The sequence below is a fragment of the Paenibacillus rhizophilus genome (genome assembly GCF_003854965.1).
Lineage (GTDB): Bacteria > Bacillota > Bacilli > Paenibacillales > Paenibacillaceae > Paenibacillus_AQ > Paenibacillus_AQ rhizophilus.
This window is the reverse complement of record NZ_RQPI01000020.1, coordinates 47,165-62,070: the sequence shown is the minus strand read 5'-3', so window position 1 is coordinate 62,070 and position 14,906 is coordinate 47,165. Positions and strand designations below refer to the sequence as shown.

Below are 14,906 nucleotides of genomic sequence, written 5' to 3'. Positions count from 1 at the left end.
GCGTACCCATCCCGAACACGACCGTTAAGCCCTCCAGCGCCGATGGTACTTGGACCGAAGGGTCCTGGGAGAGTAGGACGCCGCCAAGCACATGAACCACTGCTGAATTTCAGCAGTGGTTTTTTGTATGTTTTATTTGATTTTACAGAAGTGAACACGAAGAGAGGAAGCGGATTATGAACAAGCAAATAGCGATTAGCATAGACCGTCTGGATCATCTTGTGTTAACAGTGCGCGATATCCAAAAGACGATAACGTTCTATGAGAATGTACTCGGAATGAAGGTGGTTTCATTATCCAACCCCCGGTTCGGCTGATTTATGTTTTATTACTCGTACACCGCTCGCGGTGGTAATCTCCCATTTTGAGACTTGTCGGGTGCCCTTGGAGGAAGGGCCTGTTAAGCGGACAGGAGTGCAGGGACCGATCGAATCGGTGTATATACGCGATCCCGATCGTAATCTGATTGAGATCTCTAATAAAGTATAAGTAGTGAAAGAGGCCGATCTTACATATAAGTGTTGGTAAAGGGTAGAGGAAACAGGTATAGACCGGATGACATTTTTGTTACCGACAGGGCGTTTGTTACAAGTATAATGGAAAAGTGCAAATTAAAGCATAACCTTAATACGAATGAACTACTCATAGAATTCATTTGTTGAATTTGTTCCTGTGTCTTTAGTTGCAGGGTAAGAGGGTAAGGAGGATTTAAGGTATGAAGCGAGCACGAATGCTGTGGGCGCTCCTTATTTTATGTATTGCAGCTGTGATGCTGGCGGGATGTGGATCGACGAAACCGTCCTGGGAATCGTTTGAGGGAGCTCTTAACGAAAAAAGCTTTCCCGTACCGAAGGAAGCGAATTCTCCGGATCGGACGACAACAAACGCGGCTATGGACTACGTCCGCTATTCGCTGCCAGGGTTAAAGGAGAAAGATAGTATCCCGGAACCTTATTTTAAAGCCATACAGAATTGGGGCTGGCATGAGCTTACGGAAGACAAGGCGTCGAGTTCGCATGTGTTCAAGAAAGATCAACTCGTTGTTCACTTGACTATCCATGACGGTTATTTTATTGTGATGATTCCAAAAGATAAGAAAACGGCTGCCCAGAGCATAGGCAGCCAATAGACAACAGAAATCGCCATCCTATGGATGGCGATTTCTGTTTACTCGCGGACACGAACGTATGTAATCTGGAGTATGATTCGTTAAGGGAGGAAGAAAATTGCTACTGCGAATAGCATGAAACATCAGCCGGACTAAATTTCAGCATGTCATCCTGTCTCTTCCAACCCGCCCACAGCAAAGCGTAGAACCTCGGAAACAATAGCCATAGATGCATAAAAGCCAAAGAGAGGGTAAAAGCAGGCGGCGACCAAATGACAAATAGTGCTGTAAAGGAGAGACCAATCCAGAAGTTATGAAGCTGGACCCTGCGGAAGAGGCGGCAGCTGATATATTGATCCGGCATAAAACCGGGCCAGGGCAGTCTAAAAGAATTACGCCATCTTTTTGCAATCGGGTAACCCGCAATTAATAGTATGGACCGGGAAACGACATATTGAATCCACAGAATAACCGGAACAGCGATTAGAAAGTAGAATAAACCGGCAGGGGAAACGAAAATCGATTCCAGGATCATAAAAAGGATGGGAAACGCGGCGTAGATCCGCAGAGCATAAAGGGGAATGCTCATTTTTTTGAGAAGTTTATATTGGTAAAAGGTAGCTCCTTTAATCGTCGGTTCCATACCCATCCTCCAAGTCAGCATATCTCTTATCCCTACTATCGGCAATTTCATTGGATTTATTAAATCTATAGTTTTAAACCGGCCATGAGCGGTTGGGCTTGAAAAATAAGGGATTCAAGGATATGAAAAAACTATGAAAGGGTTTAAAATGATAGGAAGTGAAGCATACTGTTCTTAAAAGGACCAAGGTGGGATTTCTATGGAACAAGAACATGCTAAAATCGAAACCTGCATCATTTGCGGGCAGGAGAAGGAAGAAGGGATTCGCATCGTGTCGCAATTTATATGCGAGGATTGCGAGGCCGAGATGGTAAGGACTGAGGCGGAGGATGCCAAATACCGCTTTTTTATCGGACGGATGAAAAAAATCGGACTGCAGAAGAATGCTTAAAAGCCGCCCCGTTCGTCGTACTGCTGTTTTGTCGTGTTGATGCTGCAAGGTACGAGGCGGTTGTCGTTTATACACAGCTTTGGTATACGGCTTTCCCCGGTGAGGATTATAGGGTGAGGCCGTTTTTGTTGTGCGCACAAGCGGCAGATACAGGGCATAGGCGGGGGAACGGATATAGGTTAAAATAAAGGTAGGCCGGTGTGGAAGGAATTTTGATCGATGAAAGAAGAAGAGCGCAAAAGCGCGCCATTATATGAAATGCTCGAATGCTACAAAGCGGAAGGAAAGATATCTTTTCATGTGCCGGGTCATAAGAATGGGCACGCTTATCGGATGGACCAAAGAAGCGCCGGCTTGCTGGATGAGGTCATGAGGGCGGATATTACCGAAATTTCGGGGAGCGACGATCTGCATCATCCTGAAGGCGTCATTCTGGAAGCGCAGCGACTCGCGGTGGATTGTTTTGGGGCAGAGGAAAGTTTTTTTCTCGTAGGAGGGAGCACGGCGGGAAATCTCGCCCTGATCTTGACGGTATGTGCCGAGCCAGGCGCCGTGCTGTTGGTACAGCGCAATGTGCATAAGTCGGTGATTCACGGGCTTATGCTGGCAGGAGCGCGTGCGGTATTTCTCGACCCGCTGCTGGATGAAAGCAGCGGCCTTGCGGTCGCACCGCCCGAAGAGACGGTGCGCAAAGCGCTGGCGGCCTGGCCGGAGGCCGCAGGCCTGCTGGTGACCATGCCGAACTACTACGGCATGGGAAGCGACCTGGCGCCCCTCGCGCGGGCCTGCCATGACAGCGGCGTACCGCTGCTGGTCGATGAGGCGCATGGGGCGCACTATGGGCAGCACCCGGAGCTGCCGACGGGCGCTTTAAGCTGCGGCGCGGACGGCGTCGTGCAGTCCACGCACAAGATGCTTGCGGCGATGACCATGGGCGCCATGCTGCATGTACAGGGGCCGCGGCTCGACCGCGCCCTGCTGCGGCAGCGGCTCGCCATGGTGCAGAGCTCCAGCCCATCATACCCCGTGATGGCCTCGCTCGATCTGGCGCGCCGGCTGCTCCATACGCGGCGCGCAGATGCCTTCACGGCGGGGCTGGCCGCCGTGGAGACTCTGCAGCGCGGCCTGGCGGAGCTGCCGCGCTTTGCAGCGCTGCGGCCGCAGGCGCCGCAGCGGCACACCGGCGGGGGCGGAGCGGAGACCTCCGCCCCCCGAGTCTCGGCGCGGCGGAGCACCGACGCCGCCTACAGCACGCAGGACCCCTTCAAGGTCGTCATTTATGACGCCGCCGGGGTCCTGAGCGGATTCGAGCTGCAGGCACAGCTCGAAAGGAAGGGCTGCGTGCCGGAAATGAGCGACGAACGGCATGTGGTGCTGCTCTTCAGCCTCGGTTCGCGGACTGAAGATGCCGTCTCGCTGCTAGCTGCGCTGCGGGAAATTGACAGGGAATGCCCACCGGGTCCTTTTCCCTCCGCTTCCGTCCATGTTTCCACGTGGAACAATTTTGAACATAGTCCCTTATCGGCGCCGGTTCATTTTTCCCTAAGACCCGTACGGGAGGAAGAGACAGAACGCATCAAGCTTGAAAAGAGCGAGGGCAGAGTCGCGGCGGAGATGGTCATCCCTTACCCGCCGGGAATACCGCTGCTGTATCCAGGTGAGGTTATTACCGGGGAAATAAGTTGCAGGCTGCGCAGCTTGGTGGAAGCCGGTGCAAAGTTTCAGTCCGTGTCCGACCCGATTTTGCAGACGATAAAGGTATATATAACAACTCAGGCAGAGGTATAAATCACTCCCGCAAAGAGAAGATTGGCTGTGAAGTCTATTCAGGCACTTTGCGCGGACATCAAAGAAATTTTGAATTATGGAATCAGAAAGGCGGAGTGACGTAATTGGGCCGGGAAGGATTTTTTATTACACTTGAGGGCGGAGAAGGATCGGGGAAAACAACGATTATGGGCAGGCTAGCTGCTTATTTGCAGAACCGCTCTCTTCCTTATTTAATTACCCGGGAGCCGGGCGGCATTGAGATTGCCGAGAAGATCCGTTCCATTATTCTGGACCCTGCCCATACGGCGATGGATGCGCGAACCGAAGCGCTGCTGTATGCCGCATCAAGGAGCCAGCATTTGGCCGAGAGAGTGGAGCCGGCGCTGAAGGCGGGACTTATCGTGCTGTGCGACCGTTTTGTGGACAGCAGCCTTGTATATCAAGGCTATGCCAGAGGTTTGGGTATGGAGGAAGTACGGGCGATCAACCAGTTTGCCACCGGCGGCAGGATGCCCGATCTGACCTTTTATCTGGATATCGAACCGGAAGTAGGGCTGGCGAGAATTTCAGCTAACGGAGAGCGGGAAATTAACCGGCTTGATCTGGAGAGTCTTGCCTTTCATCAAAAGGTGAGAGAAGGCTATCGCATGATCGCAGAGGCAAATCCGCAGCGAATCGTGACTCTGGATGCCAGTCGGCCGCTGCATGTGGTGGAGCGCGAGCTTATAAATACACTTGAAGACAGGCTGTTAAAGGGTTTTTAAACTTCATTGTCTAATATATTATATAAAGCGTCCATTTCTTCTTGAAAAGATATATCAGTTTTCAGGTTCCCCGCATAGTATCTGGTATGCTTAGAAGTCCATTCTTTACTTTGTGGGACTATCACAAAATAACGCAAAAGAGGAGATGCAAAGATGAAACTGATTGTTGCGATTATCCAAGACAAGGACAGCAACCGTCTGTCCAGTGAGCTGGTCAAAGCCAATTTCCGGGCAACCAAGCTGGCAAGTACGGGCGGGTTTTTGCGGGCGGGAAATACCACCTTCATGATTGGGGTTGAAGACAGTCAGGTTGAATCCGTACTCGGCGTTATCCGCAATAACTGCAAGGTGCGTGAACAGTTGGTTACTCCGGTAACCCCTATGAGTGGAACGACGGATTCTTATTTGCCGCTTCCAGTCGAGGTTCAAGTGGGCGGAGCGACTGTATTTGTACTTCCTGTCGACCGGTTCGAGCATTATTAAGCATGGGCGGGAAGAAACGGCTGAGCGTATCAGTAAGCGGCAGCCGCTTCCCGCTTGATTTCATTCATAATATCAATTGGCAAAGAAGGGCGATGGGCGACCCATGAAGATTAATCCGGGCTTCAGGCCTTTGAAAAATGAACTGCCCCTAAATGAAAATGCGAACAAGCCGGTTCAGCAAAAAACATTCTCCGATGTGTTTCAGCAGCATGGCGAACAGTCGACCCGAGATGAGTTGACCCGTCAAATCCAGGAGATTCAGGTTCAAGGTGAACGTCTATCCAAATCGATGACAATACGCGAACTGGCGATTTATCGGGTAATGGTCAAAAAATTTCTGGAAGAAACGGCACGCCGCGGTGTAAGGCTAAAAGAAACCAAGGGCTGGGACCGAAGAGGACGCGGGAAAAGGTATAAGCTGCTGGAGGAAATCGACGCCGCTTTGCTGACGCTTGCGGACGAGCTGCTTGAGAGCGAGCAGGGGCGAATTGATCTGCTGGGCAAGGTGGGCGAAATTCGCGGAATGCTGATTAACCTTGCTTTTTAACGCTATAGGAGGATATTATGCCTTTTGACGATATATTGGGACAGACAACCGCCAAACGGATTTTGCAAAATTCGCTGCGCACGGATACGCTGGGCCACGCTTATTTGTTCAGCGGTCCGGCGGGCAGCGGTCAAATGAAGACGGCGCTTATGTTGGCCCAAGCGATTTTTTGCACAGTTTGCAAGGATGACGCCTGCGGCGAATGCCTGGAGTGCCGAAAGGTCCAGCATGGCAACCATCCGGATTTAAAGATTCTTTCGCCGGAAGGAAACAGCATCAAAATTGACCAGATCCGCGAATTGCAGCGGGTCTTTTCATATCGAGCCGAGGGCGGCAATCCGAAAGTATATATTATAGACCAAGCGGAAAAAATGACCGTTCAGGCAGGCAACAGTCTGCTTAAATTTTTGGAAGAGCCTCCCGTGCCTGCAGTTGCCGTACTGATTGCGAACAACAGTCAATCTCTGCTGCCGACCATTCAGTCGAGGACCCAGCGCGTACCGTTTGCACCGCTGCCACCGGAGATGCTGCTGCAGGTTTTGTCGAATGAAGGAGTCTCCGCTCCTCTTGCGCGCTGCGCGGTATCTTTGACATCGGGACTTGAAGGATGCAAAGAGCTTTTGGAGCAGAATTGGTTTGCAGAAATGAGAAACCTAGTGTTACAATTAGCGAAGGAGTCTTTGGGCAAGAATGGCTCGGCGGTGGCGACCGCGGGTCAGAAGCTGTTCAAGACCGGGCTTGGTGAGCATTTGGATACCTTGTTCAGTATGTTCCACCTGTGGTTTAAAGACATGCTGTACTTCCTGTACCGAAAACACGAAAGCATCGTTTTCATAGATCAATTGGACTTTATTTCCAATTGCGCCAGAACGCGTACTTCTTCCCAGTGGGTAGCTTATATGGAGTTTGCCGCCGAGAGCAAGAAGAAGCTGCGTTTCAATGTAAATGCCCAGCTATGTCTGGAGCAGTTTTTGATACGTCTGGAAAGCTGAAGAATAAAGCTTGTTTACGCTTCCTGCGGGGCAGCCTTCAAGAAGCAACTTTTGGCCTGATATTTCTGTTAGCGCCTGAAAGCGATACTCTGTATCGCTGCTTATAAAGCCTATGCTTTTATAAAATGGGTACAGCCGTTTCTTCTTGTGTTACGGTTAAGGAAGAACAAGCATGAAACATCATGGAGCGGACTTGCTGGGGTTCCTTCACCGGCAGACAAGGAGGGTAATTTTGTTGTACAGCGTAGTCGGTGTCCGCTTCAAAAAGGCGGGTAAAATATATTATTTCGATCCTTTGGATTTGCCGATTGAACAGGATCAATGCGTGATTGTTGAGACGGCGCGGGGGATTGAATATGGCAAGGTCGTAGTAGGCAAAAAAGAGGTTCCTGAAGCCGATGTCGTACTTCCGCTTAAGAAAGTCATGCGTGTCGCCGGTGAAAGTGACGCGTGCGTGGTGGAGGAGAACAAGCAGGCGGCCAAGGACGCTTTTGCAACCTGTTTAAATAAAATCCGCGATCATGGCCTCAAAATGAAGCTGGTGGATGTGGAGTTTACGTTTGACCGCAACAAGATCATTTTTTATTTCACGGCAGAAGGCCGGGTTGATTTCCGGGAATTGGTCAAGGATTTGGCCAGCATTTTCCGCACCCGCATTGAGCTTCGACAAATTGGCGTTCGAGATGAAGCCAAAATGCTCGGTGGTCTCGGTCCATGCGGCCGGGTGCTGTGCTGTTCTTCCTGGCTGGGTGATTTCGAGCCGGTATCGATCAAGATGGCCAAAGACCAAAGTCTTTCGCTCAATCCGACCAAAATATCCGGGCTTTGCGGAAGATTAATGTGTTGCCTGAAATTTGAGCATGATAACTACGAAAGTGTAAAGGAAGAGATGCCTGCAGTGGGCAAACTGGTCGTCACTTCGCTTGGTGAAGGCAAGGTGGTTGGCATCCATGCCGGAAACCGCACGGTTCATGTCCAGTTGTTTGAAGTGGGCAAAGTAAAGGAACTTCCAATGGATGATGTTGTCGTCAAGTAGACCATTAAGGTTACTTTCGGGGTGGAAACTTGGAAAAGAAAAATATATTTGCACACATCCAGGAGATAGAAGCGCAAATGGAAACGATGCGTCTAAATCTTGGAGATTGGAAGCAAACCGTAAAAGAATTGATGGAAGTGAATCAGCGCCTGACGCTGGAAAATGAGCAGCTGCGCAAAATTTTGAAGAGAGAGGCCCCGCCGGGTCCATCTTCGAAGACAGAGGCTGTCGGAAAGCCTTCCGCTCAGAGCGGGAACACTTCAGATGAAGTTGTTGGCGAGGGCTACGATAATCTGGCACGGTTATATCATGAGGGCTTTCATATCTGCAATGTGAATTTTGGCCATCTGCGTACGGAAGGCGATTGTCTGTTCTGCCTGTCTTTCCTTAATAAATAAGAATATACAGCCGTAGGAGGACGCCGCCTACGGTTTTTTTTGAATATAATAAATGATTAATAATTCGCTTGTACTTGGAATGTTGGAATAGGAGAATGGTGATGAGCAACCGTTTGAATGAAGTCCCGCTGCTTGCTGCGGAGCGTGTGGATGATCTGCTTACGCATAATTTGCATATTATTCAGAGCGATGAGGTATTCAGCTTCTCCATGGATGCCGTTTTGCTGGCCAGATTCGCTTCTGTACCTCCGCGGGGCCGGGTGCTGGATTTATGTACAGGCAACGGAGTAATCCCGCTGCTTCTGACCACCCGCACGGCGGCGGTTATCGAAGGAATTGAAATTCAGCCCCGTTTGGCCGATATGGCCCGCCGCAGTGTGGCGATGAATGCGCTCCAGGAGAAGATAACCATTCATGAAGGGGATTTGCGGACACTGCATCTTGCGACGGGATATGGAGTATATGATGCCATCACAGTTAATCCGCCCTATATGCCGCTGAACGGCAGTGATCTGAAGCTGAACACTCATCAGGCGATGGCCCGGCATGAAATCGGATGCACACTGGAGGAGGTCATTCAGGCCTGTGTCCGGCTTGTCCGCACCGGCGGAAAGGTCAGTATGGTGCACAAGCCGCAGCGGCTGGTCGATATCGTAAGCTTGATGCGGAAGTATAGACTGGAGCCGAAGACGATCCGTTTTGTGCATCCGCGTGCGAATCTGGAGGCCAATATGGTATTGATCGAGGCTGCGCGGGATGGAAAGCCGGAGGTACGGGTACAGCCGCCGCTGATTGTATATACTGAAGACAATGAATATTGTCCGGAAATTCTGGATATCTACTACGGTTCAAAAGAGGTAAAATCATGACTATTCAATGCCAAAGCAGCTTTCAGCAAAAAGAGGCGGATGTTCAGCAGAAGACAGGCACCTTATTTCTGGTAGCGACACCGATCGGCAACCTGGAGGATATGACGTTCCGGGCTGTCCGGACGCTGAAGGAATGCGACATTATCGCCGCTGAGGATACCCGGCAGACGCGCAAGCTGCTCAGCCATTTCGACATTTCTCCCGGCCAGCTGTTCAGCTATCATGAGCATAACAAGGCCGCCAGCGGTCCTGAACTAATACGCTATATAATAGAAGGTAAAAATCTGGCATTGGTCAGCGACGCCGGTCTGCCGGCCATTTCCGATCCGGGCGCCGACCTGGTCGCGCTCGCTGTCAGCGAAGGAATTCCGGTCGTTCCTGTACCCGGAGCAAATGCAGCGCTGTCCGCGTTGATCGCTTCAGGTCTCCCGACGAACACTTTTACTTTCGTCGGGTTTCTGCCCCGGGAGCGTAAAAGCATCCAAGCGGTGCTTGCACCGCTGCGTGCCGCCCAGGGTACTTTGCTCTTCTACGAGTCGCCGCACCGGGTAGCGAAGACGTTGGTCCACTTGCGGGAGACTCTCGGCAACCGGCGAATCGTTATGGCACGCGAGCTGACGAAACGATACGAAGAATTCCTGCGAGGGACCATTGATGAATGCGCCGAGTGGCTTGAAGAACACCCGCCGCTTGGCGAATATGTCATCGTCGTTGAGGGAGAAAGCTTAGAGGAAGCTTATGAGGCAGATTCCGCCTGGTGGCGCGCGCTCAGTATCGAGGGGCATGTCGCTCATTACGAGGCCGCCGGCTCCACCCGCAAGGACGCCATGAAAAAAGCCGCGTCCGACCGCGGCGTCGCCAAGCGCGATATTTATAACGCGCTGCTGGAGGAATAGCCGCACCAAGCACAGAAGTAAGCGATTCCCGAAGGGAGAGCGCGGGAGAACGGCGGAGTAGCAGCACGAGCCAGTCGAAGAAAGCACAAAAGTAAAGCGATTCCCGAAGGGAGAGCGCATGTCTCCGCCTTCCTTAACTCGGAGCGCCCCAAGCACGCATGGAAGGCCCCGAGGCCGATTCCGTCAGGAATCGCCCGAGAAGGGCCGCTCCACCACCCCAAGCCGCCAGATCTCGCCAACCTTCCGCACCTATCCAACAATTGCGGGTGTCCAGAGGGCGCAGCCCTTGGGGCCCTTCCCATTGGGGAGGGTTTGGGAGGGGCCGCCCCCACATAAAAAAATACCCCCCGCATTCGCGGGAGGCTAAGGAGATATAAAAAAGGTTAGAATTAACAATTTGATTAGTTCCATTATAACCGATTTAATTTAATTTGTCACAGGGGCAGGGATAGCAGAAATGCATTCATTGCAAACAATTTTTCCTTTAAAGTAAGTCACGTTCTCGGCATTACCGCAAAAAATACAGGCAGGCTCGTATTTTTTCAGCATGATCCGCTCACCGTCCACATAAATCTCAAGCGCATCTTTTTCTCCAATACCCAGCGTACGGCGCAGCTCGATCGGAATGACAACCCGTCCCAGTTCGTCTACTTTTCTTACAATGCCTGTTGATTTCATCATAACAATCGTTGCTCCTCTCAAATAATCAAAAAGTGTCACTATTCGACAATCTTCTCTGTTTTATGGTACATATAATACCAACCATTCCCAAAACAGTCAACCTCTTTTTAGAGGATGAATTATTTTCTGATATGACAAGGTTTCTGGAATGGCTGCACTTCAATATATATAATAACTATCTAAGAGGCACAAGTAAAATGTCGAAATGGAAACTAAATTATCAACTTTTTTCGACAAAAAGTGACGAAATCTTCTTTTTTATTAGAATAAATCAGAAAAAGTCGATGTTAAAGATAAAGGAGCTGACTTCATGCAGCAGCCGCTTACGGAAGAAAAAGTATTTAAAGATCCGGTTCACAATTACATCCATGTACAGGATACGGTGATTTGGCGCCTCATTAATACAAAGGAATTTCAGCGTCTGCGCCGGATTCGCCAGCTCGGAACCACCTACTTGACCTTTCACGGCGCCGAACACAGCCGGTTCTCCCATTCGCTTGGGGTATATGAAATTACGCGGCGCATTATTTCCCAATTTGAGCGCAGCGGTTATAAAGACTGGTTTCCCGAGGAAAGGCTGCTTACGCTGTGCGCGGCGCTTTTGCATGATTTGGGGCACGGACCGTTCTCCCATTCTATAGAAGAAGCTTTTCAAATGAATCATGAAGACTGGACATGCCGGATCATACTGGAGAACACTGGTATTACTGAAATTTTGCAGGAAGTGGAGGAAGATTTTCCGCAGAAGGTAGCCTCGGTTATCTGTAAAAAATATGAGCATGACATTGTGGTCAATTTGGTGTCGAGTCCGCTGGATGCCGACCGGATGGATTATCTGCTGCGCGACGCTTATTACACCGGGGTTAACTACGGCACGATCGATATCGATCGTATTTTGCGGGTGCTTCGTCCATATCACGGGCGGGTAGTGGTCAAGGAATCGGGGATGCATGCAATTGAGGACTACTTAATGTCCCGTTACCAAATGTATTGGCAGGTTTATTTTCATCCGGTTACGCGCAGCTCGGAAATTATTTTGCGCCAGGTGTTCCGCCGGGCCAAGCAGCTGTTTCAAGAAGGCTATTCCTTCCGTTTTATGGTGGAGCCGCTGACCGATTTATTTCGCGGTAAGGTAAATGTGCAGCAGTATTTGCAGCTGGATGAGGCGCTTGTGCAGGCGACATTTATGCAGTGGACCTCGGAACAGGACGAACTGCTGAGCGACTTGTGCAGCCGCTTTATTCATCGTAAACTGTATAAATATGTAGAGATGGAAAGCCTGGACATGGAAACAATTGACGAAATTCGCCGCAGCTTCGCCTCGGCCGGACTGCACCCGGAATACGACTTGGAAATTGATTTTCCGACAGATTTACCCTATGATGTATTCCGTCCGGGAGAGGGCTTTCACGGTAAGCAGATTCTTCTGCTGGATCGTCAGGAACGGCTTCGCGAAATCTCCGAGGTGTCGGACATCGTCCGCTCTATCAGCGGGATTCACCGGGGGCGCTATCATTTATATTATCCGCAGGACAAGCTTGAAAAAGCGCTTCCGATGCTGCCGAATTCGATAAAGGATTTGTTTGATGTACGTTGAGAAATAGCAAAGAAAGGGGAAGTGGTTATGCAGCTTTTCGACACCCATACCCATCTGGATGCTCCGCAATTCGACGGCGACCGTGAGGAAACGATTGCACGGGCTGTAGAGGCGGGAGTAAGCAAAATGGTCAATGTCGGCTTCAACCGGGAAACGATTCCAACCACGATGAAGCTGGCCGAATCGTACGAGTTTATTTATGCGGCAGTGGGTTGGCACCCGCAGGATGCCATTGATATGAAGGACGGGGACCTTGATTGGATCGCCTCGCTGTGCAGTCATGAAAAAGTCGTGGCTATCGGGGAAATTGGGCTCGATTACTACTGGGATACTTCACCAAAAGAAGTTCAGCATACCGTATTCCGGCGGCAGATCGGGCTGGCACGGGAGCTGAATATGCCGATTGTCATTCATAACCGGGACGCCCACGAAGATGTGGTCCGTATTCTCCGCGAAGAGAAGGCTTCGGAAATTGGGGGGATCATGCATTCCTTCTCGGGTAGCTGGGAGACAGCCAAAATGTGCCTCGATCTCGGCTTTTACCTCTCCTTCGGAGGACCAATTACGTTCAAGAACGCCCGGGTGCCTAAGGAGGTGCTGGCGCAGGTTCCGCTGGACCGTCTGCTGATCGAAACGGACTCCCCATATCTGACCCCCCACCCCTATCGGGGCAAGCGTAACGAGAGCGCTCATGTTAGATTGGTAGCAGAGGCAGCAGCGGAAATAAAAGGAATTAAATTGAATAAAATGGCTGAAATTACGTACAAAAATGCACTGGGGTTATTTGGTATTTAGTGAAAACGGGAGAAAACCGGCTAAAATAATGAGAATGAACGAAAGATTAAAGTTTTTTAACAAAAAAACGGGTGTTTATTACATTAATTTAACCATTTTCTTGCGCTTATCTGGTTGAAGTGTGCTTTACAACATGCATCGAAACAGGATATTATCTTGTCAGTGCAGTGAGCTGTTGTTACTGTGACAGCCGCTGATTCATAAATCGTCTCGCTGAGTCTCTGTATGGAGAACGGGGGAACCAATATCGCTTTGCTGTATGCCTAAAGCCGTACATAAGAGTACATCAGGTTGGCGTTGCAGGCTGTATTTGATTTCTTCACGTGGTCTTTGGGGTGAATTTGAAGGCAATCGCCATGAGCGGTTGACCTGAGATAGGGCGTCTCTCTTTCGTCCGAACCCGACAGCTAACCCCGTAAGCGCAAGTAAGAGAGGAAACCTCGTGCGTTTGGCCGTTTATTCGGGCATCCCAAGAAGCCACGAAAGAGTCCTCTAATCAAGACTCTTTGTTTAGGCTTCTTTTTGTTTGAATTAAACGTATTCGCCTGTGAACTGTTATATAACAGGCGGAAGATGCCATGCCGGGCAGGCGATTTATGAGCAGGATGCGAGAAGCCGCGAATAGTATCGTGTCCTGTGACAATCTCTTGTAGTTTCGCTGGAACCAGCAGTACGGTTTACGGTTTGGGCGGGCTATGTAAGGAGGATGTAGAAGATGGGCGTATTCCAACCCGAAGTATCCCATGATTCGCAATCATCCAGCAGGTCTTATGCATTACGGTTACGGCTTCAACAGGTGAATTTACGCACCTGGGCATTTGCGGGCGTAATCGGGGTAGCTATCGCGCTGCTTATTCTGCTATACGTACACTCTCAAAGCAGCAAACAAATTGTTTTAGTGATAGACGGGCAGGTTCGTGCTCTGGAAACGCGCGAAGCGCTTCTGGGCGAAGCTCTGGCCAAAGAAACAATCTCGTTGAAACCGTACGACAAATTATCTGCGGGTCTTGGCGACGAGATCAAAGACGGCGACCGGATCGTCATTGACCGTGCACATGAGCTCACTCTGACTGAAAATGGACAGACAAAAACGCTCTATACGACTGAGGATACGATCGGTCGGGCCATGAACAGTCTGGGCATTACGCTGAATGCCCACGATAAGGTTTTTCCTTCGCTAGACACCGCAATCTCCGCCAAAACGGAAGTTAAGGTCATCCGCATCAACAAGCAGGTTGTACAGCGGACCCAAAGCTTGCCTTTCCGGGTTATCAAGACGGCGGACCCCTCCCTAACCGTAGGGACAGTACGAGTAGCACAGGCCGGCAAGCCCGGCGCCATTATCCAGCATATCGAGAAGACTTACCAGGACGGAAAGCTTGTCTCGATGCGCATGGTCGGTAAAGAAGTGCAGACGGTGACCAAGGATAAAGTGATCGCCATTGGTACGAAAGCCTTGCCTAAAGCCGCAGTCGCGAAAGTTTCTTCCGTTAGCAGCACCACTTCCAAAAAGACCAACGTCAGAAGCAGCAATGTCGCCAGCAAAGCCGGCGTGGACTTCGAGTTCAAAAGAATGATTAAGAATGTTTCGATGACGGCATATTCTTCGGAAGAACCGGGAATCGGCACACGTACCGCTTCCGGAACGCGCGTAACGGAAGGGCGGACCATTGCAGTGGATCCTAATGTGATTCCTATTGGCTGGTGGGTGTATATCGAGGGACTCGGATTCCGCCGCGCTGAGGATACCGGCGGAGCCATTAAAGGCAATAAGATTGACGTTTATTACGATTCGCTGAGCCATGCCCGCAGTTTCGGCCGCAAATCGCGTGCCGTTTACGTGATCGGTCCGGTTAAACCGGAGCTGGATTAATGATTTTGCAAATTTGGCGGCAATACGCTATAGTGATGTAAGCTCGTCACTTATATAATTCTT

General features: G+C 50.4%; 15 protein-coding genes, 1 rRNA gene, 1 pseudogene and 1 riboswitch. Of the genes and pseudogenes, 16 read left to right on the top strand and 1 reads right to left on the bottom strand.

The genetic code is table 11. The features are described from left to right. From rrf to rsmI, 13 genes and pseudogenes are all read left to right on the top strand, one after another. A 5S ribosomal RNA gene (gene rrf, locus EH198_RS22280) occupies positions 1–89 on the top strand; the annotation flags it as partial. A gap of 87 nt (positions 90–176) precedes the next feature. Further along, positions 177–489: pseudogene (locus tag EH198_RS22275) on the top strand (VOC family protein). Between the two features lie 226 nt (positions 490–715). Then, positions 716–1,129, top strand: coding sequence for a hypothetical protein (locus EH198_RS22270; protein ID WP_124697722.1), 414 nt, complete (start codon positions 716–718; stop codon positions 1,127–1,129). A gap of 821 nt (positions 1,130–1,950) precedes the next feature. Beyond that, the gene (locus tag EH198_RS22260; RefSeq protein ID WP_124697720.1) at positions 1,951–2,142 is read left to right on the top strand and encodes a sigma factor G inhibitor Gin; all 192 of its coding nucleotides are present in this window, start codon (positions 1,951–1,953) and stop codon (positions 2,140–2,142) included. A 219-nt stretch (positions 2,143–2,361) separates the two neighbouring features. After that, positions 2,362–3,930 carry an aminotransferase class I/II-fold pyridoxal phosphate-dependent enzyme gene (locus EH198_RS22255; protein WP_124697719.1) on the top strand — a complete coding sequence of 523 codons (1,569 nt, stop codon included), beginning with the start codon at positions 2,362–2,364 and terminating at the stop codon, positions 3,928–3,930. A gap of 104 nt (positions 3,931–4,034) precedes the next feature. Further along, entirely contained in the window at positions 4,035–4,676 is a 642-nt protein-coding gene (gene tmk / locus EH198_RS22250) for a dTMP kinase (RefSeq protein WP_124697718.1), read from the top strand. A 153-nt stretch (positions 4,677–4,829) separates the two neighbouring features. Beyond that, positions 4,830–5,159, top strand: a complete 330-nt coding sequence (locus EH198_RS22245; protein WP_124697717.1) for a cyclic-di-AMP receptor — start codon at positions 4,830–4,832, stop codon at positions 5,157–5,159. Positions 5,160–5,262: 103 nt separating this feature from the next. Beyond that, on the top strand, positions 5,263–5,706 hold the full coding sequence (locus tag EH198_RS22240) for a YaaR family protein (RefSeq protein WP_124697716.1): 444 nt from the start codon (positions 5,263–5,265) through the stop codon (positions 5,704–5,706). Positions 5,707–5,723: 17 nt separating this feature from the next. Beyond that, on the top strand, positions 5,724–6,698 hold the full coding sequence (holB, locus tag EH198_RS22235) for a DNA polymerase III subunit delta' (protein WP_124697715.1): 975 nt from the start codon (positions 5,724–5,726) through the stop codon (positions 6,696–6,698). Between the two features lie 235 nt (positions 6,699–6,933). Beyond that, complete coding sequence (locus EH198_RS22230; protein WP_124697723.1) at positions 6,934–7,734, top strand: PSP1 domain-containing protein; 801 nt, start codon at positions 6,934–6,936, stop codon at positions 7,732–7,734. Positions 7,735–7,763: 29 nt separating this feature from the next. Beyond that, positions 7,764–8,132: a DNA replication initiation control protein YabA gene (gene yabA / locus EH198_RS22225; RefSeq protein WP_124697714.1), complete on the top strand. Its 369-nt coding sequence runs from the start codon at positions 7,764–7,766 to the stop codon at positions 8,130–8,132. Between the two features lie 101 nt (positions 8,133–8,233). Continuing rightward, entirely contained in the window at positions 8,234–9,001 is a 768-nt protein-coding gene (locus EH198_RS22220; RefSeq protein WP_124697713.1) for a tRNA1(Val) (adenine(37)-N6)-methyltransferase, read from the top strand. Further along, positions 8,998–9,897: a 16S rRNA (cytidine(1402)-2'-O)-methyltransferase gene (rsmI, locus tag EH198_RS22215; RefSeq protein WP_124697712.1), complete on the top strand. Its 900-nt coding sequence runs from the start codon at positions 8,998–9,000 to the stop codon at positions 9,895–9,897. The genes EH198_RS22220 and rsmI overlap by 4 nt, the downstream gene beginning before the upstream one ends. 426 nt (positions 9,898–10,323) lie before the next feature. Here the strand turns inward: rsmI and EH198_RS22210 are convergent, their stop codons facing one another. Next, complete coding sequence (locus EH198_RS22210; RefSeq protein ID WP_124697711.1) at positions 10,324–10,578, bottom strand: AbrB/MazE/SpoVT family DNA-binding domain-containing protein; 255 nt, start codon at positions 10,576–10,578, stop codon at positions 10,324–10,326. 310 nt (positions 10,579–10,888) lie between these two features. Here EH198_RS22210 and EH198_RS22205 point away from each other — a divergent pair, with 310 nt between their 5' ends. The 3 genes from EH198_RS22205 to EH198_RS22195 all read left to right on the top strand — a co-directional run bounded on the left by EH198_RS22205 (position 10,889) and on the right by EH198_RS22195 (position 14,843). Next, positions 10,889–12,175: an HD domain-containing protein gene (locus EH198_RS22205; protein WP_124697710.1), complete on the top strand. Its 1,287-nt coding sequence runs from the start codon at positions 10,889–10,891 to the stop codon at positions 12,173–12,175. Positions 12,176–12,202: 27 nt separating this feature from the next. Continuing rightward, the gene (locus tag EH198_RS22200; RefSeq protein WP_124697709.1) at positions 12,203–12,970 is read left to right on the top strand and encodes a TatD family hydrolase; all 768 of its coding nucleotides are present in this window, start codon (positions 12,203–12,205) and stop codon (positions 12,968–12,970) included. Positions 12,971–13,171: 201 nt separating this feature from the next. Beyond that, positions 13,172–13,407: riboswitch (cyclic di-AMP (ydaO/yuaA leader) on the top strand. Positions 13,408–13,685: 278 nt separating this feature from the next. Further along, a complete protein-coding gene (locus tag EH198_RS22195; protein ID WP_124697708.1) occupies positions 13,686–14,843 on the top strand; it encodes a resuscitation-promoting factor in 1,158 nt (385 codons plus the stop codon). Positions 14,844–14,906: the final 63 nt, after the last annotated feature.

Coding starts and splice junctions, on each gene's coding strand:
- holB (WP_124697715.1), top strand. CDS start 5,724: ATGCCTTTTGACGATATATTGGGACAGACAACCGCCAAACGGATTTTG.
- EH198_RS22205 (WP_124697710.1), top strand. CDS start 10,889: ATGCAGCAGCCGCTTACGGAAGAAAAAGTATTTAAAGATCCGGTTCAC.
- EH198_RS22260 (WP_124697720.1), top strand. CDS start 1,951: ATGGAACAAGAACATGCTAAAATCGAAACCTGCATCATTTGCGGGCAG.
- EH198_RS22200 (WP_124697709.1), top strand. CDS start 12,203: ATGCAGCTTTTCGACACCCATACCCATCTGGATGCTCCGCAATTCGAC.
- EH198_RS22210 (WP_124697711.1), bottom strand. CDS start 10,578: ATGATGAAATCAACAGGCATTGTAAGAAAAGTAGACGAACTGGGACGG.
- EH198_RS22245 (WP_124697717.1), top strand. CDS start 4,830: ATGAAACTGATTGTTGCGATTATCCAAGACAAGGACAGCAACCGTCTG.
- EH198_RS22255 (WP_124697719.1), top strand. CDS start 2,362: ATGAAAGAAGAAGAGCGCAAAAGCGCGCCATTATATGAAATGCTCGAA.
- EH198_RS22220 (WP_124697713.1), top strand. CDS start 8,234: ATGAGCAACCGTTTGAATGAAGTCCCGCTGCTTGCTGCGGAGCGTGTG.
- EH198_RS22270 (WP_124697722.1), top strand. CDS start 716: ATGAAGCGAGCACGAATGCTGTGGGCGCTCCTTATTTTATGTATTGCA.
- rsmI (WP_124697712.1), top strand. CDS start 8,998: ATGACTATTCAATGCCAAAGCAGCTTTCAGCAAAAAGAGGCGGATGTT.
- EH198_RS22240 (WP_124697716.1), top strand. CDS start 5,263: ATGAAGATTAATCCGGGCTTCAGGCCTTTGAAAAATGAACTGCCCCTA.
- EH198_RS22195 (WP_124697708.1), top strand. CDS start 13,686: ATGGGCGTATTCCAACCCGAAGTATCCCATGATTCGCAATCATCCAGC.